The sequence below is a fragment of the Paenibacillus sp. FSL M7-1046 genome (genome assembly GCF_038007405.1).
Taxonomy (GTDB): Bacteria; Bacillota; Bacilli; order Paenibacillales; family Paenibacillaceae; genus Paenibacillus_AQ.
This window is the reverse complement of sequence record NZ_JBBOXB010000001.1, coordinates 7450735-7470601: the sequence shown is the minus strand read 5'-3', so window position 1 is coordinate 7470601 and position 19867 is coordinate 7450735. Positions and strand designations below refer to the sequence as shown.

Sequence of the window (19867 nt, the reverse complement as noted above, 5' to 3'; positions counted from 1 at the left end):
CACAGCCCTTATTTTCTCTAATTGGCACATTTAGCAATGCTAGCGGACCGTGCTGCACTTATTCCCCTCCATCAGGCATGTTTCACGCGGAATGTCAGCAATTAGCTGCATCTGAGTCCGGAAGGTAGACAAAACAGTGTTTTTGGTGGAAATAAAGGCTCCTCGGTCCGTAGCGATTCACACGACTCCTTCACCATACCTTACAGTAATATGATCCAGCAGGAATCAAACCGCTAGCCGGGCACACCTTCCGCATTCTCATAAATATTCATGACAACCTGCTGGATCGGCAGTTCCTTGACCGAAATGTCGGAGAACCGGTGTTTCCTGGAGATTTCTTCGATAAAATCGCTGATCGAAATAAGCGCCGTATCCACTTCAAGCGTAATTTGAAAGTCAGACGGTCGCTCGACCACTTTGGTGTAGGCATTGTCGAAGATGGTTTTGTGCACAGACTCCGCAAAAGTAAAACTGACCCTCTTCTTATCCCCCAGAAAAAGCTTCAGCTGCTGAAGCGATTCATCAAAAACCTTTTCCCCGTGGTTAATGACAATGACCCGGTGGGCAAGCTCCTCCACATCCTCAAGATCATGGGTGGTCAGAATACACGTCATATTATGTTTCTTGTTCATCTGGTGAATGAATTCGCGGATTTTGACCTTGGCGATCACATCAAGCCCGATGGTCGGCTCATCCAGAAACAAAACCTCCGGCCGGTGCAGCATAGCCATGACGAATTCGCATTTCATGCGTTCGCCAAGGGACAACACTCGTGTTGGCTTTTCGATCACATGCGCAATATCCAGCATCCCCGTCAGCTCTTCCAGACGGTGTTTAAAGTCCTGATTGGCGATTCCGTAGATTGCCTTGTTCATGTTGAAGCTGTCGATAGGCGGAATATCCCAGATCAATTGGGATTTCTGACCGAATACGGCTCCGATTTTGCCGACATAGCGCTTCCTGTCCCGGGCAGGCGAATAACCAAGAACTTGAATCTCACCGCTTGTGGGATAAAGCGCGCCGCAGAGCATTTTGATCGCCGTTGATTTCCCCGCCCCATTGGGACCCAGAATACCGCAGATTTCCCCCTGCCCAATGGCAAAGCTGATATCGTTGACGGCGTTGACCACGACCTCTTCGCGCTGGAAGAAGCTCTTAAAGGTCTGGCCCATACCTGCGCCCCGCTTATAGGTTTTATACGTTTTAGTCAAATGCTTCACATCAATGACCGGCATTATCCGCCTACCCCCTCGTACAATCTGATCATATGCCGGTAAACCCATACTCCTGCCGCCAGAAATAAAAAGCAGGGCAGAACAGCAGCGAAATCGCTGGCATGCACCCGTCCTAGAAGAGCGGAAGCAGGGAAGAAGCCTACCATTCCCACAGGAATTATCATCGTGGCCAGAGCTTGTACAGCCTTCGGAAATATGGGCAGCGGATATTTTCCAATATGCAGCACACTGTCAGCAAGTTCGGAAATTCTCGAGTTGCCCACCCATTTGAAGGACATAGCGGCCATCATTAGAGATAATCCTGCCAGGACCGCCGTCCCTGCGATAAACATCCCGGCAAATTGGAGCCAGAAAAGGACCGGAATGGCGCCGACATGCATAGCGGAGAAAATGAATAGCGAAACCCCGCCCAGAAACAGGCCAACACTTTCTGTAGAAAATGTTGTGGCAATAATAAAAAACAGCGGATTCAGCGGTTTCATAAGAATAACCTCGAAGCTTCCCTCACGGACATGCGACATTGTGGTCCAGAGAACGCCGCCGAAAATAAGGCTCGAAAGGCCGCTGGACATGGTGAATACAGACTGGATCAACAACACCTCAAACAAGCTCCAACCGGGAAAGCTGGTGCCTGCCCGGTAAATAAGCAGGGTCACCAGCGGAAACAGAATGTTGCCGACCAGGGTGATCAGACTGCTGATAATGAAATTCATACGATAGGCCGCAGCCGACTGCAAAGCAGAATACATGCACTGCTTGTAAATATCCAGATACCGTTTCATGTAAAGAACTGTCCTTTCATGGGGTCATTCACGCGCCGACAGCGGTAAACTGCTTCATAGCCAGACGGCGAACAAGCTCGTTCAATCCGAACGTAACTAACAAGGCCGCCGCCTGTATGCCCACGGCTTGCTCAATGGAAAGCTCAACGCCTCCAAGTGAGTAATGGCCGGTAAAAACCATTGCAGGCAGGTAGGCCATGTACTGAAACGGCAGGAAGAACTGGATCACCTGAAGCCAGTGCGGAAAAAAATCAAGCGGAATAAGCGCACCTGAAAAAATACCCGACACCAACATAAAAGCACTTCGTATTCCAGCTGACTGGACAAGCCAAAATGAAGTCAGGCCAATCATGTAGTTCACATAAAAAATCATTAGAAAGGTAAGCAGCACCGATAGAAGCATCCATGGAAAGCTTGCCGGCCGCATATCAACTCCAAAAATAAAAATGAAGATCAAAAGGCAGGGTGAAAATTCAAACAGGAAACCGAGAGACCGATGCCCGATTTTCTGAAACAAAGCGAAAGAACGGTGATGAATCGGGCGCAAATGAAAGGTAAGGAATTTACCGGTGCGAACAAGCATGGATAAGTTCCAATCGGCAAAATCCATGACCAGGTAACCGATAAGCGCAGTAGCGCCGAAATAGCGGATCATTTGGGGGAGGCTGATACCGCCGAGCGAAGCATGATCTCCATATACCGCTGTCCAGATAAAATATTGCACCATAAAATATACAGGACCGACGATAATCGACACCATGGAATGAGTGCGGTAGGCACTCCACTCTTTGTAGGTTACCTCCGCCACCGTCCGGCAAATGAGCCATTTGCGTTGCAGGCTATTCATCAGGTGAGTCCAGACCAAATGATATTAGTTACATTATATAGGCCCTCTGCGTACCAATTATCACCGGTAAAAGGCACAAACCATACAGCGGCAAGCTGCTCTGTAGGGTCGATAGCCATGCAGCAGGCTCCAGCGCCTTCGTGAAAATAGCTGGTTGGAGAGTAGAGGAAGGCGGGGCCTCTCCTCATATCCAGTCCAATGCCATAGCTCCGGTCCTTGTTATCGGCACCCCAGCAGTAATCAGGAACTCCGTACAGGGTGCGGGTCGTGATCTTTTCAACCGCTTTGCGGCCGACGATACGGGTATCGCCCAGTGTTCCCATGCCCAGGAGCATGTTGGCGAACCGGATGAGATCGGCTGGCGTAGAGGCCAGGCCTCCGCCGGTGCTGGAGACTGTATCCCACAGCTTTTCCTCTGGAGAGACTTCTGGCTGATTACCGTTAATTAGATCATTCAGCCGCTTCTCATGTCTCTCGTTTCTTATAATGGCGCGTCCGGCTAGCTCCGGAGTCAGTTCCCAAACGGTATCCTTCATGCCAAGAGGCTTCAGGATTTGCTCTTCTATGTACTGTTCAGCAGTTATGCCAGTTACTTTTTTGATGATTTCTCCGAGCAGGCAGAAGCCAAATGAGCAGTACTGCCATTCCTCGCCGACTTTTTTATTGACCCCGCAGCTCAGCGCGGCTGTGATCCAGTCCGGATCACCACTCTCAGGGTTATACTTTTCGAAATATTCACCAATTAATTGCCAATAAGATTTATGATAGGGGATTAAGCTGCCCGCACAGTCGGGAAACAGGCCCGAGGTATGGGTCAGAAGGCTGTAGATATCGATTTTGTTAAAAGGTTCCACGTTAAACTGCTCCAGGAACGCGCTGACAGGAAGGTCAAACCGGAGAATACCGTCCTCAACAAGCTTGGCCATTGCTACTGAGGTAACGGCTTTGGTAATGGATGCGATATTATGAACGGTTGCCGGTAAAAGCGGCTCGGTCCTGTCTTCCCGGAACGAAAGCGGTCCCGCAGCACCGTGCATAAATGTCTTTCCATACCTTGAGACGCAGTAAGATGCGGCCTGGATCTTATTTTGATCAATCAAGTTCTGGAAGTGGTTGTGCAAAACTCCGGTTCTCGAAGTATCATAACCTACCTCTGCCGGTGAACAGTCGGTACTGCCTGGAGTAAACAGCATACATATATGCCTCCTTGAAATTATTAGCACCATGCAAGGGTACCTAATCTATCTAAGCGCTTTCACAGGGCTCGCCTATTCGTGCTGCTCTGCATGGCAATAGCTTTCAGTACGATACCACTTAAGTATATTTCCAGAGAATGGATGTTACAACGGCAAATTTGTATATAACCAAACTTACCCGGGTGATGTGTTGTGTAAGAACTCGATAGAGGATGATATTTACAAAGAAGAAAAAGATTGCAAAAATGATGTATAAAAAGGTATAAATATATATGTGACTTGTCCGGTAGAGATGCCGTTTCATTGCTGGATCGAAAGCTTTTTGACAACATTTATAGATTTTTTGCTGACTGATTAAAAAATTGAGCAACAGCGGTCGATAAACATCATATACGAATAATGCAATATTCATGTTCACTCGATTTACATGCAGTCTAATAGAATTCTAACAAAAGAGAGGGCTGGCTGTGGACGGAAAATCAAATGCTTCTGCCTTGCCGCGTAACACATTGCTGAATGGTGTCTATCAGATCAAAAAAGTAATATCACGCAGTGAGCTTGGAATCGTCTATTTGGGAAGGGAAAAGGAGACGGGGAAACCTGTCGCAATTAAGGAGTTTTATCCTTCGGTGCTGGCCCGGCGAAAAGCTGATAAGCGTACGGTTGAAATTCGATTGGGGAATAGCCTGGACCAATATGATGAGCTTCTGCATTCGTTTATGCAGGAGGCGGAGCTTCTTTCTGAATTGAAGCATCCTCATCTTCTGAAGTATCTTGCTCATCTGGAAGCTAATGGGACAGGATATATTATTATGGAGTACTGCCAGGGAACATCTCTGGATAAGTGGCTGAGTGCACGTGGAGCGGTTGACCGCGCATTATTCATCAATCATACCCTGCTGCCGTTGGTGGAGACGCTGGAATATATACATACTCAAGGCATTATTCACCGGGATATCAAGCCCTCCAATATTATGATTATGGAGGATGGCACTCCGAAGCTTATTGATTTCGGGTCTGCGGTCCGTCTTCCGCTTAAGGAAGGGGAGAAGCAGACAATCTTTACATCAGCATGCTACTCTCCCTTGGAACTTTACTCTGAATTGTCACCTCATAATGAGATGTCTGATATATTCAGTCTGGCTGCGCTATTACATTACTGCTTCTGCGGTGAAGCACCTGCCGATGTGAAGCTGCGCTTGTTCGATGAACAAATTCCTGCGGTTAGGACTAAGAATCCGGAAGTCAGCCGCTGGCTGTCGCGAACAGTTCATTGGGGCCTGGCTATGCGGCAGGAACAACGTTGCCCGTCACTCGCCAAGTTCAGGAGGGCACTGCAAGTTCAGTCTTTTCTATGGAAGTGGAAAGGTACAGCAGTACTTGGGAAGGCGGCGATGGATCTGTCGTCCGGAAAGAAATAGGACAACCTCTAAAAGGTTGTCCCATACAGTAACCGGTAGTGATCCTGACTTGAGGGTCACTTTTCTTTTGCCTGGAAGCAGCACTCACACGCCCCCGGTTATTCTCCATAGCTTATATAGCTTCCGAATCCCTCTGCTGGCCTACATAAATATTAGTTTTTGGCTTGATGGCCTTGTAACGAATCTCAATCTCCGTCAGACCATCTTCGAATGTAATATAGAGCCGGTCATTGTATTCAAGCACTTCCTGCTTGCCACGCTCCACAGGGGTTCGCCCATGTACGACTGTGCAGCGGGAATCATGCCGGATGATCAAGGTCTCATTCTTGCCGGCTTTGAACCAGATATTCCCCGCTTCCGGAACATGTTCCCGGATCTCCATCATGTTAAGCAATTCAGACAGATTCATCCTGCGCTGTTGAAACGAGGTCATCGGCCAGTGGGTCACAGGAATATCTGTACCGCTTGCAGTACTTAGGAAATAACCTTCCAGTCTGCCGCGAAATACTGGCTTAGGTCGCAGCACGAACCAGTACAACAGTCCAATAGCAATCAGCAACAGTACGGAAAGTACGCCAATGCGCAGCATCTTTTCTACCATAGAAGTGATGTGTACAGGGATTCGGGCGGTTACTTTGGCGCCTTCATCATCAGTGGCTGTTACTGAAAGATAGGACTTTCCTGTATGCAGCGAAGACAATAAGAGTTGTCCATCTTTGATGTCTGCTTGAGCCAGGCTCCGATCTCCTTGTTCTGTATCCACAGTATAAGTAAGCGAATCCTTATTGGGATCTTCGAAGTAGCTGGTTAATTCAAGCTTAACAGCTCCGTCATCCTTGGACAAATCAATGGATTTATTCAAAGCGACCGGCGGCAGATTGTTAATCTCGATGACTGCAGTCTTGCCTTCTCTGTAGAAATCCGAACCGTCTACACGGATATGGTATTGGTATGTATTTGATTTAGGAAATATGTAGGTGCCCTGAAAGCCGCTTCCCGTATTGGTTAGTGGAATCCGTTCAACTTTGCCTTCTTTGGGTGTTACGATCAGTTCTGCTTTTAGCCGATTGTAAATATCGGTATCCTGTACTTTAGAACCGTCGTTTATTCCGTATAGTGCAGCCTCGAAGACAGTGGCTTGTCCTTTGAGGGCTTTCTGTCCGCCGGATATGGCGGCTTCGGCACGCATATTGTAATTGCCAAGCAGATTGACTTTGACAAGATCACCGGCATGTCCGCGGAATTTCAGCACGAAATTGCCTTTAACCGGCTTGACGATTTTCATCAGCGAGTATTTATCCGATTGGATGAAGCTTACATTGCTTGATTTGTAATAGAGCTGGGCCTCCGTTACCGGATGCTCCGACAGCATGATAATATTGGCGTCAGCCATGCTGGAATTGGGAATCTCCACGGTGATTTCCTGAAGGGAGCCATTTGCTGTAACGGCTGCTACGGATGTAAGTACGGATTGAATCTGACTGGCAAAGATCTGGTTAAATATTTCAGGCAAATCGTCTGCACTTCCGGTAATAAAAGAGGTACCGCCCGTCTCACTTGAGATCCGCTCCAATTCACTTGAATTGACCTTGCCTCCATAATTAAGGCCGACGGTGTAAATCGGGTATCCTGATTTTCGGGCCATGTTAATGACTTTGTCCACATCATTTGCAGAATCAGCAAACGTCCGTTTACCGGAGCTGTTCCCAATGTCCGTCTCTCCGTCGGAGAGAAGAATGAGGAAGGGTTGTCTGCCGTTTGTCCGGGATTTCTCCAGCAGCTCCGCGCCGCGCCGCAGTCCAAGGCCAAGATCCGTGTAGCCGGTCCGCTTCAAGCTGTCGATCTTGCTCCGTAATTGCTGTCGCGCGCCGGAAGACGTAATATCCGTGAGCGGGACAGAAGAAGTGATCCGGTCGTTGTAGGCCACGAAGCCCAGCCTGGTTTTTTGCCCCCCGCTCATATCCATGAACATGCGGATAACTTCATCGGCTATCCGGTCCTTGTCCGTCTGATTCATGGAGTAGCTGACATCCAGCACAAACATGGCATCCAGACCTCCTGCCGGAGAAGGAGCGGTAGAGTCCTTGCCGGACGATGCGTAGCTGGAAGTCCCGCCGTTCCCTGCCAAGCAACCTGAAATCAGTATCATCACTATTACAATTTTCCTGAGTGATCTAAAGTACATAAGCTGCGGAATCCCCCCTTGTATCTGTTTAGGCCTAAAGATATTGATGCAGCTCCATAAAATGCTGGGATAAGGTTATCATCGGCTGCTCTTTGAGGGAAAATAAGGAAAAATTCCAAAATAGTCCTTTAAGTCTAGTTAGTAATAAAAATGATTAAATGGAACTATATGCCTTTATATTGACAAAAATTATCTTTACTGGTTAAGATGGGTCCCATGAATCTAAAAATTATCGCATCAAATGGCAGTATTTAGTCGAATGGTGTAACCAAAGACTCACGAATGCATGCCGGGCAACAGAAAATAATGGAGGGGGGAAGGCATCCTCATGTGCCCTTTTTAACATGGGATGCTGCCTGAATGGACATTATCAATCAAACGAACCGAACCTTGCTTTTTGAGGAAATCAACCCGGAAAAGCTCGATTTGATCACCATCGTCGGGGATGTAAAAGGTATCGACAGCTTGAGTGACGATAAGATCAAAGAGATTAATGAGCATCTTCTTGTGCACAATTTTGATGAGTTCCTCGACAAGTTTTCACCGAGCATTTACTCCTTTTTTAATGCGGCGAACCAGAAAGTAATGTACACGCTGAAGAAGCCTGAAGGCATTCCGGATGATACCATTTCGGAGATTAAGATTGATCAGAGCAATGACTTCCTGCGAATGTTGTTCACGCTGATCGATACGAAAAGAAGCCAAGGGATTACGAATGTTGATTTCAAATTTGAGAATTTGCTGGACATGATCTCTCCAAAGAAGGTTATGGATGATATCCGCCAGGTCCGCAAAGAGATTCACTACATGTACGGCCAGTATGACAAGCTGGATGACGGAGATCCCAAAAAACTGGATGTCGGCGATAAACTGAATATTATGTTTGAGGAAGCCAGCCGCAACTATAACAATGTCATGGCTATGCTGCCTCTGGCCATCGAGGATATCAAGACTCGGCTGCTGCTCGGCCGGGCCCAGGAAGATACATCTTCCGAATTGATTCAAGTAGGCCAGCTTACCATCGGTGAGAGCGGTGAACTGAAGATCATCGAGGCTCCCAAGAGTGACAGTACCGACCTGATGCTTCTGGATGAAAGCACAAATACAGACCTCACACAGGTATTTGCTGAAGATTACGGCTCTTTGTCCGAATCTCCGTCTACTTATGTGCAGGACCTGGTAGTACGCACATTCTGTCCGCTTCCGGCGGTCCGGGCTGAAGTCAACGCCGCACTGGAAGTACAGAATTACAATACATACCTGGAATTCTACAAGAATGCCAAAGATGATTTCGTCAAGACGGTTAAGCCGCTAGTGGAAAAAATACTGGGTGTTAAGATGTTCTTCGACCAGTATGCGGTTAAAAACAAAGGCATGCAGCCTTCAATGCTGATTGCCAACAGCAAGCTGGATATGCTCGTGAAGAGCAGCAATATCCCGCGGCTGGAGACATATTTGAATACAGTGAACTCGAAAAATGAATTCTCCGATACGATCTGGTTCGGGATTGTTCCTTCCGTTGAGTTAGAGACAACCGGCAAGGTCAAAGTTAGCCGAGAACGTTTTCGCGGAAACGACAAAGTGGTCAAGCAGGATGGCAACAGCATGGAATCACTTACAATGCTGCTGCAAGTGATCAAGGACTACAAGGTTCAGTTGTTCTTCAGTTTCGAGTCCGGCGAGGACACTACGTTCAGCAGTATGGCTACTGCCGGAATCGACAAGTACATTGACAAATGTGCAGGATTGACACGGAAGGAATACAGTGAATTTGCGATCCCGAGTGCACCGAATTTCACGGTGATTCCTAAGGAGAAGTCCGGTGTTATCATTGACAGCAGAATGCTGCAGACCGAGAACGGTGTGGAATTGTCCAAGGATAAAGAAGACATTCTGAAGTTATGGATCGAAGGCGTATATATTGGAGCCGCTTACGTTGCCGCTGGTATTGTAGCTGCTTATCAATGTCCTGAATATCTGAGAAGCAACTTTAAGAATGTAAACCGGGAATTTCCGGGGGTACGCTTCGATATCGAAGCGGGAGACAACAGTCTGCGCTCCGTAACAACGATGACCAAAGAAATCTCGGGGTTCACGAATACAATCAAGGACTCCATTAACCGCAAGAACTTCGGATTTATTTTCTCCTCTGAGAACGCACAGCTTCAGGATACGGATATCAAACGGATTACCGTATATAAATCGAGAAGTATGGCTATGTCAGAGGACGGATATGATTCCATTTACAAAACACAGGTGAGCACCTATATCGAACGTTTCCTGCGCTTCCAGACCGGAGATTTCAAGCATGAGAACATAGTGAAGTTCTTCAGCAACAATCCGAGCAGTCAGAAGAGCCGCTGGTTGGGCAAACGCGGATCGGTTAACTCGATCATTCAAGAAGGCGATGATATGAGCTATATTATCGACGAGAAGAGCAACCTGTGCCATATAGATCTGGTCTTCAACGGCAATGTGAAGAATCTTGAGGTCATGATAACCAAGGGTACCAGCGCTGTTAAGGCTTGATAATTCATATAACAACGATAAAAGATTATATTAAAGAACTTATTAAGGTATCAGAGGCTTGTTCATCCGAGCTAGCCTTTATACATATTTCAACACTATTTTTCGAGGAGGTTTTTTATTTATGGGCTTTATTTTAAAAGTTGAAGGTGCAGAAACAATCGAACTGGGAATGGACAATATTCGTTCTGTTGTGTACGACACGGACACTCCGGATGATTCAAACGCAAGATCGACCGATGTTGGAGCAACCCTGCGCATCACTGGTAAAATTATCACGGCTACTGACGGCGATAATGCAGATGACACCATCAAGCTGGCGCTCTGGTCTATTGTTCCTGCTGAAAAAGCGGACTGCTACCGCAAGGTAACGCTCGAAGTTATTGCAGCAGACCAAGTAGTGCGCAAGATCCATTTCCCTAACGCATTCGTTGTGGATTACACAGAACGTTACGGGGACACCGAAGGTGTAGGTGAGTTCACACTGTACATCAAACAAAAGAAAGACAAAACCGAACTTACCAAAATCGATGGCGGATTTTCGGCCTAATATTAGGTAATCGGACTGGGACATCGGGCTGGCTGTGTCTGCCTGATGTTCAGAACATTAAGGGGCCTTTATGCGCCTCTTAATGTTTATTTATCTCTAAATCGTAACGGGAAGCGGTGAGGCGATTGACAGATTATTATGAAGTGCTTGGTATTGCTCCAAATGCATCATCCGCCGAAGTGAAGCAAGCTTACCGGAAGCTGGCCAAAAAGTATCATCCCGATACGAATGGAGGAGATCCGCAGGCCGCCGAGCGGTTTAAGCAGGTTCATGAGGCCTATAAGGTACTAGGTAATGAAGAGTCAAGGACGGCTTATCAGTCGCAGTCGCGTACAACCCGGGCATCCGGAGAGCCGCCGGAGAAGCCATCCGCAGGCAAGGAGCGGGTCAGTTTTGATCCGGGAAATATGGAAGAGCAGTTCGAACGTTTTTTTGGTTTCCAGCAGAAAAAGCAGAGTGACCGGAATATTCCCAAACACTCTGAACCAGCAAAAAGTATGGAAGCATCGGAGCTGTTCGAGCGCTATTTTGGAATCCGAAAGAAGTGATCCGGCAGTCATTCTGGGGCGTAGCCCGGTAAGGCGGAGGTTATGGGAGTGAAACAAGGAAGGTCGATCTGGACCCTGGTGCTGGATCTATTGATAACAGCCATCTCGGCTGTAATATTCTATTACATATTTGTGGTTGCAAAGGTTAGGGGGGCACAGGTGGTTGCGGCAGCAATCCTTTTGTTGTCGGTAGTCATAATTGCAGTCAGAACAAGACCCAAAAAGATCAAGGTGCAGAATAAGGTCAAACCCGGCAGCAAGGTTGTAAAGCTGGTGCTGCTGAGTGAAGACGGTGAAAGTGTAAAGGAATGGTACATAGAAGGCGAGACAAGTGTTCTGATCGGCAAAAGCTCAAGGCACGGCGAAGCAGATATAGATCTGTCAGATACACCTTATGCTTCTCTGATCAGCGCCCAGCATGCTGTGCTGAACAAAGCATCCGGCAAATGGTACATAGAGGATATTGAATCCTCCAGCGGTGTCGGTATACGCAAAAGCAATCAGAGCAAAGCAGTTAAATTGGAAATCGAGGAACCCAGCCTGCTTGAGGCGGGGGACTTAATTTATATTGCCAACACGAGGATTCTGGTGAAATGAACAACACATGCGGGGGTATGAGAGCGAATGAGTCTGACAAGATGCGCTAACGGACATATGTTCAGCACAAGAAGACACGGCAACACGTGTCCTTACTGTAATCTTACCGTGGAGAGCCCGGCTCCGTCCGGCAGCAAGGGAGCAGCCATTGCTATGGCGTCCCGTCCCTCCGAAGATGACAGAACGATGCCGTATTTAGGAGAGGCCACCGGAATTGAACCAGTGACGGGTTGGCTGGTCTGTATTGAAGGGGCTCAAATGGGACAGGACTACCGGATTATGGCGGAGAAGAATTTTATCGGCCGCTCGGAAGAGATGCATGTGCGCATTCTGGGTGACAATACGATCTCCAGACGCAATCATGCGGTGATTGTCTATGATCCGAAGAAACGCAATTTCTACTTGCTGCCCGGTGATGCTTCCGGACTTGCCTATCACAATAACGAGGCGGTATATTCCCCGGTAGAGCTGGCTGCTTATGATGTCATTCAGCTGGGACGCAGCAAGTTTATTTTTGTTCCCCTGTGCGGTGTTCACTTTGAATGGGAGCAGCAGCAATGAATATGCTGAAGCAACTGCTGGATGATAGTGCATTGACCCCATACTGGATGATTGTTGTCTGGATATTGCTGATCTGGCCACTGATTATGTTCAGGCATCGCATTCAAAAGATGCCGAAGGCTGGTACCGGTTCCGGGGACGGAATCGGGAACGGCCAGACGATCGGTGCGCGTGAGGAGCAGGATGACTATTTTGCGACGGTCAATATGCCTTTCGGATTGCTAGCTGTGCTCGCGGATGGAATCAGCGGTTTAAGCGGGGGAAGGGTGGCCAGTACGGCGGCCGTCCATACTTTTGTTAAAGAATTTCGGGAACTGGAGCGCTTCCCCGATCCGCCGGAATTCTTCGGTGATGCGGCGATGAACGCCAATGGAGAAATTATGAACCAGCTGCACGGGGTGCAGGGGGGAACCACGCTGGTTGCGGCGCTGATCCGCAGTAGTATGCTCTACTGGGGGGCGGTAGGGGACAGCCTGTTGTTCGTATACCGCAGCGGTATTCTGATTCCGGTTAACCATAAGCATACGCTGGAGAACACACTGCAGGAACAGTATCTGTCCGGAGAGATTACCGAGTCGGAGGCGCTAGGCAATCCGCAGCGCAAGACTCTGGTCAATTATTTGGGGTCCGAGAATTTCAGGAGCATGGAGCTGGCAGAAGAACCTTTTCAGCTGTATAAGGGGGACAAGATTATGCTGTGCAGCGACGGGGTATACAACACGCTCACGGAAATGGAAATGGAGACGATACTGTCCCGGCCGCTGTCACCCTATGATGCTGCTCAGGCCATGATTGATTTGATAGAGGAGAAAAGGCTTGTACATCAGGATAACGCTACAGTCATTATTGTGGAGAGGCGTTGGTAGAACAGGAGATGTCCCGCCGGGTACATAGCATAAATCATCAATACGGGAAATGGGGATACGCATGAGGAAGGAGAACAGCGATTTTTTAATGAGTTTCGTCTCCGAATCGGGTTCTTTTATGACTAACCGGGATTTTTTCGGGTGCGTTGAGCTGGAGGATAAGGCCTGTTATATCATTGCCGATGGATTGGATTCAGATGAAGAGGCTCACAGTGCCGAAATGATTGTGCAGACGATTCTGGAGAGCTTTTTGGAGAAACCCACCCTCTCCCGGCGGCGTTTGACCGATTACATCCGGATTGCCCATGAGTGGCTGCATTATGAGAGCCGCAGAGTCCGTCTGAAGGCCAGTATACTAATTGTGGTGACGGATTATACGAAGATGGTATGGGCATCAGCCGGGAATGCGAGACTGTATCATTTTCGCGGGGAGCGCCTGATCTTGAAAAGCCGGGACCACAGCCTTGCCCAGCAGATGGCAGACGAAGGACAAATTGCCGAGGACAAGATCGATACGAATGATGAGCGTGGCAATCTGCTGCAATATGCCGGGATGCCGGGCAAGCTGAAGCCTTATGTCTCCGGGAAGATTCCGCTGGCAGATGGCGATGTGCTGGTGATGTGCACCTCCGGTTTGTGGCAGGCTGTCGAGGACGCGGAGATGATTGATTCTGTTCAGGCGGCAAATGACCCGGTCATGCTGGCGGATACGCTTGAGGAAGTCATGCTCAGCAAACAGCGGATGCGGATAGACAATTATACGGCAGCATGTATCTACGCTAATAAGACCTATCAGGAAGAGCCGAAGAACCGCAAGAAGTGGATCAAACGCATTCTTATTATTCTATTAACGGTGCTTCTGGTAGGTGGCGCCGGGATCTTCTATAAGGTCAAAAGTGCGGCTAAGAAGGCCGAATTAGCTGCCGATATGCTCCAGTACGAACAGAGTGCTGACGTGTATGTTACAGAGCAGGAGTATGGCAAGGCAGTATCCGACTATAGTCTGGGCCGCAACAACTCGATCAAGCTCAAGGACCGGATTCATAAAAAGCTGCTGACAGATAAAATGGCGGCTGCGCAAAAGCTGGTTGACGGCGAAGCCCACCTCAAGGAGGGGGATATTGTAAAAGCCAAAGCGAGCTATACCAAAGCGCTGGAACTGTCGGAACCGTACAGTATCTTCAAGCGGCAGGCGATTGAAGACAGACTGGGACAGATGACCGCCTTCCAGAAGGTACAGGACTGGCTTCGGGAAGCAGATCTCAAGTTCCAGAACGGAGACTCCAGCGGCGCCATTACGCTGTACCTGCGGGCGCGGTCCTCCGCCACGGAGAACGCTTATAAAGAGGCTCTTGCCGAAATTACAACCAAGCTGGAAACGGCGGAAGCCAAAAAATCGGATGTGGAACGGCAAGTAAGTCAGCTCCAGGCCGATAAGCTGGAAGCCAAGGGCGACCGTTACAATGAAGCCGCTGATTACAGCGGGGCGCTCGATGCTTACGCAGCAGCACAAGAGGTCTATCAGAGTATTGATATGCTGGAACGGGTACTGGCAATGGAGCGCAAGATCTCCAAGCTGGAAGAGAAATTGAACCCGCCTGTACCTGCTGTAGACCCGAATGCAGCCGGAGCTGCAGACCTTACGGGAGGTATGGATTTGCCTCTGGTGACTCCAGATGAAATTACGGATAACAACGGAAGTATCACAGGAGATTCAACTAATAATGAAGCTGGTAAGGGTTTAGAGGAAAGTGCCGCAAAAGGTGCAGCGAGCACAGAACCGGGCAGCGGCGTGGATGCCGCGCTGCCGAAAGAGGAAACGGTCCAGAAATCCGCTGAAGAGGAGGTGCAGCCATGAAAGATATCATTCGTGACCGTCTGAACAAGATGGAGGATCTGGAGCAGCGCCGGATGCTGAAGGATGTAATGACCGGTTTATTTCTGAATCTGGTGGAATATCAGGAGACGCTGAACCGGCAAATTGAGGAGCGTGTCTTTAATGAACTGGAGCCGGAGGAGGTGCGGCATGATGTGTATGCGTCACTCTGTCCCCGCGAAGAGCTTGATCCACTGCATGAATTCCTGTACCCCATGGTCCCAGGCGATTCAGAGCCGCAGTTTATCAATCTGGCTGAAGTTGCGGCTGCCCTATCGAAGCAGGAGGAAATGAAGTTATGTACGCTGTTCCTCCAGTGCGATACCTCGCAGATTCGCTCGCTTGCCCGGAGCAAGCGCCAGTTCAAGGGTGAGATGATCACCAGCGGAGGGCGGTATGAGATAACGGTCCGGCTGAAGCAGAGCTCAGTGTACACCGAACGCATTGAAGAACTGTACCGGATATTCCGTAAAAACAGCCTGCCGTGGAAAACAGTCCACATCCCTTATGCCTACAAATTTATGGACTGCATCCTGATATCCTGCGCTTCGGAGTGGGACAACCAAGAGACGGTGAAGCAGATTTCCATACAGTTGGAGGAATTGGAACCGTATAAACATATGAATCTGGTGCCGATCTGGAATATTCAGAGAATGGAGATGAAGATCGGCGGTTTCCCCGTTCCGGCGGCTGACCGGGTGAATTACGAGCATGTGCTGCCGCTAAGAAGAACAGGCACAGAACACGGATATCTTGTAGATGGCGAGGAAGCAAATATCCGTTATATTAAACGCTCGGAGGAAGAGATTACAGTTGTATCTCCGCTGGATAAATCGGATTCCTGGACCATGCTGAAGGTGACGAGGCCCATGAATTCTGGAATTGGCCGGATGCATTATCCTCTTTTGTCGAACCGCAGACAGGAAGGGTATATCGGCAGATATATCCGGCAAGCTGGCAGTCCGGTTCGATCCAAAGGGGGCATTGCCCGTTTGACCGGGGCGTTTGAGGTTTCGCGAGAGGTAGAACTGGAGGATGTTAAGATTCTGCCGCCGGGACAAGAGATTCCGCTGACTTACGAACTGAACAGCTTCGTCAGCGACCAGGTCCGCGTACAGACGGATAAGTACCGGATGCGCCTTCTGTTCAGAGCTGTGGCCAGGGACCGATCACTTGCCGGATCCTATCTAAGTGACGATGTGCTCAGCTTCCTCGTCTCTGAAGTTCAGCTAATCTTTCCGGAGTACCGCTGTGAAGGAGCCTGGGTATGAACTATATTTGGGATCTGCTGGTTCGGTCGGGGCGGGCGGGAATGAAGCGGAGCGACATTCACTTTGTTCCGGCGAAGGTGTATTCACCTTATATGGAGCTAAGCCATGCCGATCTCAATGCGGCTGCTGTGGAGCAGGAGGTTGAGGTGAACCCGTACTATCGTTTTTACGATATTTTCAGAGACTTGTTCGATCCTAACAACGCTGAGGATTCCGAACTGCGTGAGACCTTATTCGATCTGATCATTCATTTCCTGGCTGAACTGGACCTGATGCAGGGGATGAACAAACGGGAATATCAAATCCGCTTCACACTGCGGGAGATGCAGGAGGGGGTCTTCGGAGAACGTATCCGGCAGCGGCTGAAGCTGTTTGGACGGGAAGAGCAGGAAGTCATCGCCGGGCATGTTCTGCGGCTGTTCGATACCGGCGAAGCGGTGCATCTTCTGCGGGAACTGCTGGTCCGGATGTTCCCGCGTTCCACATTGTATGCGAATTGTGAGGATAAGGACGAATTGCTGCTCTACATCGGTGAGGAAGAGCGCCCGGAGACAAGGGAGAAGCTGGAACTGATTTTGGAGCTTTTTTTACCGGTACGCTTCGAAACGGAGATTTACTGGAAACGCCATTTCGGCATTATCGACGTGGATCACACGATGGTTCAGGATTGCATTGCCTTGTATTAAAGGAGCAAGAAGAGAGGGCAGATTCAGATGCTGCGGGAGCAGCCGCCTAGGAGGTTACGAACATGAACGGTTATACATACAGGTTGCATCCTGACGCTGCGAGCCGTGAACGCATTCGGGGAACCACCCGATATACGCGGGCAGAGCTTATGGACATGACGACCTTTCAGCTTCGCAACATTTGCTACAAAGAACGGATGGTAGAAGGGCTGGGTCCGCAGACGGACCGCGAAGAGTTGATCCGGATTATCCTGAAATTTCTGGGAGCGGATGATGTACTGTGTATCGGCCGTGTGCATAAGGGCGGGTTCGAACGGATTCAGCAGGCGATCAACCGCCATATGACCTCGCCGTTAAGCAGTGATGGCGGGATTAGTGTTCCCGCACGTCTGATTCTGTATGAAGGGCTTAAGGTGGACAGGCTGGACCGCTACATCGTTACTGCAGCTGGAGGGCTTACGGACTCCAATGTACTGCTGGTGAACGAAAGTATGGAGCTGTGCGGGATTTTCAATCTGGAGCAGGATGAAGCCGTGCCGGGCACCTTCTACTTAACCGCCGACAGTGGAGCGAGATGGGAGAGAAGCAGGAACCGCCAGTACAGTCTATTGTTCTTCCGCAAGCGTGACTCGGAGTATTTGTACAAGATTTATTATTCGGACAAGCCGCTGCCGCCTGTTAACATTCAATATACCAAAATTCCGCTAGCCCATCTGGACATCCGTGAGCTGGAACAGACGCAAGCCGTGCTTGCCATCGATTTTGGCACCTCCAATACGACGGCGGGTGCTTATTTGCATAGAGGCTATATTCAGGAACCCAGCAGCCAGGACCTGCTGAACGGACGTGTACGCCTGGAAGAGATTAATTATGTGACCTTTCCGGATACAACCTTTAAGAATACGGACTGGATTGAAGTGCTCCCGACAGCAGTCAGCATCGCAGATTGCTCAGAACCCGGCAATATCCTGTACGAATTCGGATATGAAGCACTGAAGAGCATGCGCAGGGGGGGCTACAGCAGCCGGGCCAGTGTCTTCCGCGGGATCAAGCGTTGGATCAGCGATTACAGTAAACAGGAGGAAGTAGTGGATGCCCAGGGCAATGCAGCTGTAGTGACGCGTCTGGATATTGTGCGTGCCTACCTTGAACATGTAATTCTGACGGCGGAGCACCAGTTCAAATGCAGGTTCAAACGGCTGCATCTGTCCGCTCCTGTGAAGATGAAGGCCCAGTTCCTTGAGATGTTCAGCGAGATTCTGCCCGAATACGAAATCGAGAGCGAGCATGCCCTCGATGAAGGAATGTCAGTGCTCTACAACACGATTGCCGACGGTATCGAACGCAATGCCTTTATGGAGGGCGTGCCGTATCAAGCTCTGGTAATTGATTGCGGCGGGGGCACAACCGACCTTTCCTCCTGCCGCTTTACTGTGGAAGACGGACAGATTGCTTACAAGCTGGACATCCACACCACCTACGAGAATGGGGATACCAATTTCGGCGGCAATAATATCACTTACAGAATTATGCAGTTCATGAAGATTGTCTTCGCGGATTATTACTCCGGACGGCGGGCCGCAACCGATATTGACAGCCTGATTGCAGCACCGGGGGCCGATGTGTTCCGCCAGGTCGATGAAGCGGGAGTCCAGAGTGTATATGCGGAGCTCGATCGCCGGTATTTGGAGGCGGAGCAGATTATTCCTACAGCCTACGCCCACCGGGAGCATCGTTCACGGGACGAATATTTGCGGGTTCGCGGGAATTTTCATTTCCTCTGGGAGATTGCTGAAGAGATGAAGCAGCAATTCTTCCGCAAGACCGGCATGCTCCGCAACCGATTCCACTCCGCCATTGAGGACGGACAGGACAGCGATTTGCAGATTACCACGATGGAGCGCTGGTTTCTGTCCGTAGTGCGGAACGGCGAACTCCGTGATGAATTTGAATTTCCGGATGTGGTCTTTAACATCAAGGAGATAACCCAGCTCATCAAGGCGGATATTTATGATGTAGTCCGCAAGTTCCTGGAGGAGTTCTACCGGGAGGGGAGGCTCGGCCAGTATTCGATGATTAAGCTGACGGGCCAGTCCTGCCGGATCGATGTTTTCCGGGAAGCGCTGAAGGAGTTCGTGCCGGGGCGCAGTATAGAATTCCGCCAGAAACCGGCGGAAGGCCGTGTTCCTGATCTGAAGCTGGCTTGCCTGCGGGGAGCGATCCGCTATCTCAGTGCCAGAAAGACGGGGGCAATTCAAGCGGAAATCACCCATGAGGCGGCGGTCATTCCTTATACGGTCAGCGCGTATACCCATAACCTCCGGCAGAAGGTATTGATTAACAGTCTGGAGCGGAGTGACGGTCTGCCGGGCAGCATTTCCCGGCCGTTCGAGACGGCCGAGGTCGAGCTGTATGTGAGCGGCAGCGACGGAACCCTGCGGCAGAAATGTGTATACGTCAATCGTAAGGAGAATTACGAGCAGGTGGTCTATGAGGACATCCAGTCCCGATTTGGTACGAAGATTCCGCAGGACGATACGGATTCCATTATGAACGGGGAGACGAAGTTCTTCGTGTTCGCGGATCATTCGCATTGGGGTTTCCATGTCCTGCCTGTCGCCCGCCGTGATGAGCAGTTGCTGCTGGGTCACAAAAGACTGTTCGCCTATGAGAATGAATCATCGGAACTGGACTTTTTTGATGGACTGAAGTAAAAAGGC

16 protein-coding genes are annotated in these 19867 nt (G+C 49.5%); 11 read left to right on the top strand and 5 right to left on the bottom strand.

Annotated elements, in window-relative coordinates:
* Window positions 1-233: 233 nt before the first annotated feature.
* From NYE29_RS33595 to NYE29_RS33580, 4 genes are read right to left on the bottom strand one after another with little or no spacing between them, the layout of a single operon-like run.
* A complete protein-coding gene (locus tag NYE29_RS33595) occupies window positions 234-1235 on the bottom strand; it encodes an ABC transporter ATP-binding protein (protein ID WP_340899428.1) in 1002 nt (333 codons plus the stop codon).
* Entirely contained in the window at window positions 1235-2017 is a 783-nt protein-coding gene (locus NYE29_RS33590; protein ID WP_076110624.1) for an ABC transporter permease, read from the bottom strand. Before NYE29_RS33590 ends, NYE29_RS33595 begins: the two co-directional genes overlap by 1 nt.
* 28 nt (window positions 2018-2045) lie before the next feature.
* A complete protein-coding gene (locus tag NYE29_RS33585; protein WP_076110623.1) occupies window positions 2046-2864 on the bottom strand; it encodes an ABC transporter permease in 819 nt (272 codons plus the stop codon).
* Window positions 2864-4057 carry a serine hydrolase domain-containing protein gene (locus NYE29_RS33580; RefSeq protein WP_340899427.1) on the bottom strand — a complete coding sequence of 398 codons (1194 nt, stop codon included), beginning with the start codon at window positions 4055-4057 and terminating at the stop codon, window positions 2864-2866. The genes NYE29_RS33585 and NYE29_RS33580 overlap by 1 nt, the downstream gene beginning before the upstream one ends.
* Window positions 4058-4527: 470 nt before the next feature.
* On the opposite strand from NYE29_RS33580, the gene NYE29_RS33575 reads away from it, so the two are divergent.
* A complete protein-coding gene (locus tag NYE29_RS33575; protein ID WP_076110621.1) occupies window positions 4528-5481 on the top strand; it encodes a serine/threonine protein kinase in 954 nt (317 codons plus the stop codon).
* Between the two features lie 112 nt (window positions 5482-5593).
* Here NYE29_RS33575 and NYE29_RS33570 read toward each other — a convergent pair whose 3' ends face one another.
* Window positions 5594-7630, bottom strand: a complete 2037-nt coding sequence (locus tag NYE29_RS33570) for a vWA domain-containing protein (RefSeq protein WP_340899884.1) — start codon at window positions 7628-7630, stop codon at window positions 5594-5596.
* Between the two features lie 396 nt (window positions 7631-8026).
* Here NYE29_RS33570 and NYE29_RS33565 point away from each other — a divergent pair, with 396 nt between their 5' ends.
* The 10 genes from NYE29_RS33565 to NYE29_RS33520 all read left to right on the top strand — a co-directional run bounded on the left by NYE29_RS33565 (window position 8027) and on the right by NYE29_RS33520 (window position 19861).
* On the top strand, window positions 8027-10195 hold the full coding sequence (locus tag NYE29_RS33565) for a transcriptional regulator (RefSeq protein ID WP_076110619.1): 2169 nt from the start codon (window positions 8027-8029) through the stop codon (window positions 10193-10195).
* Window positions 10196-10316: 121 nt separating this feature from the next.
* Window positions 10317-10742 carry a hypothetical protein gene (locus tag NYE29_RS33560; RefSeq protein ID WP_038589056.1) on the top strand — a complete coding sequence of 142 codons (426 nt, stop codon included), beginning with the start codon at window positions 10317-10319 and terminating at the stop codon, window positions 10740-10742.
* Between the two features lie 125 nt (window positions 10743-10867).
* Window positions 10868-11290 carry a J domain-containing protein gene (locus tag NYE29_RS33555; RefSeq protein WP_076110618.1) on the top strand — a complete coding sequence of 141 codons (423 nt, stop codon included), beginning with the start codon at window positions 10868-10870 and terminating at the stop codon, window positions 11288-11290.
* A gap of 48 nt (window positions 11291-11338) precedes the next feature.
* Window positions 11339-11887 carry an FHA domain-containing protein gene (locus NYE29_RS33550; RefSeq protein WP_340899421.1) on the top strand — a complete coding sequence of 183 codons (549 nt, stop codon included), beginning with the start codon at window positions 11339-11341 and terminating at the stop codon, window positions 11885-11887.
* A gap of 27 nt (window positions 11888-11914) precedes the next feature.
* Window positions 11915-12448, top strand: coding sequence for an FHA domain-containing protein (locus tag NYE29_RS33545; RefSeq protein ID WP_038589064.1), 534 nt, complete (start codon window positions 11915-11917; stop codon window positions 12446-12448).
* Window positions 12445-13314 (top strand): PP2C family protein-serine/threonine phosphatase, encoded by an 870-nt coding sequence (locus NYE29_RS33540; RefSeq protein ID WP_340899419.1) that lies wholly within the window; start codon window positions 12445-12447, stop codon window positions 13312-13314. Before NYE29_RS33545 ends, NYE29_RS33540 begins: the two co-directional genes overlap by 4 nt.
* Window positions 13315-13375: 61 nt before the next feature.
* Window positions 13376-15172, top strand: a complete 1797-nt coding sequence (locus NYE29_RS33535) for a PP2C family protein-serine/threonine phosphatase (RefSeq protein ID WP_340899418.1) — start codon at window positions 13376-13378, stop codon at window positions 15170-15172.
* Window positions 15169-16461: a normocyte-binding protein gene (locus tag NYE29_RS33530; protein ID WP_340899417.1), complete on the top strand. Its 1293-nt coding sequence runs from the start codon at window positions 15169-15171 to the stop codon at window positions 16459-16461. The genes NYE29_RS33535 and NYE29_RS33530 overlap by 4 nt, the downstream gene beginning before the upstream one ends.
* Window positions 16458-17147 (top strand): hypothetical protein, encoded by a 690-nt coding sequence (locus NYE29_RS33525; protein WP_038589069.1) that lies wholly within the window; start codon window positions 16458-16460, stop codon window positions 17145-17147. Before NYE29_RS33530 ends, NYE29_RS33525 begins: the two co-directional genes overlap by 4 nt.
* Window positions 17148-17209: 62 nt before the next feature.
* Window positions 17210-19861, top strand: a complete 2652-nt coding sequence (locus NYE29_RS33520; protein WP_038589071.1) for a molecular chaperone — start codon at window positions 17210-17212, stop codon at window positions 19859-19861.
* Window positions 19862-19867: the final 6 nt, after the last annotated feature.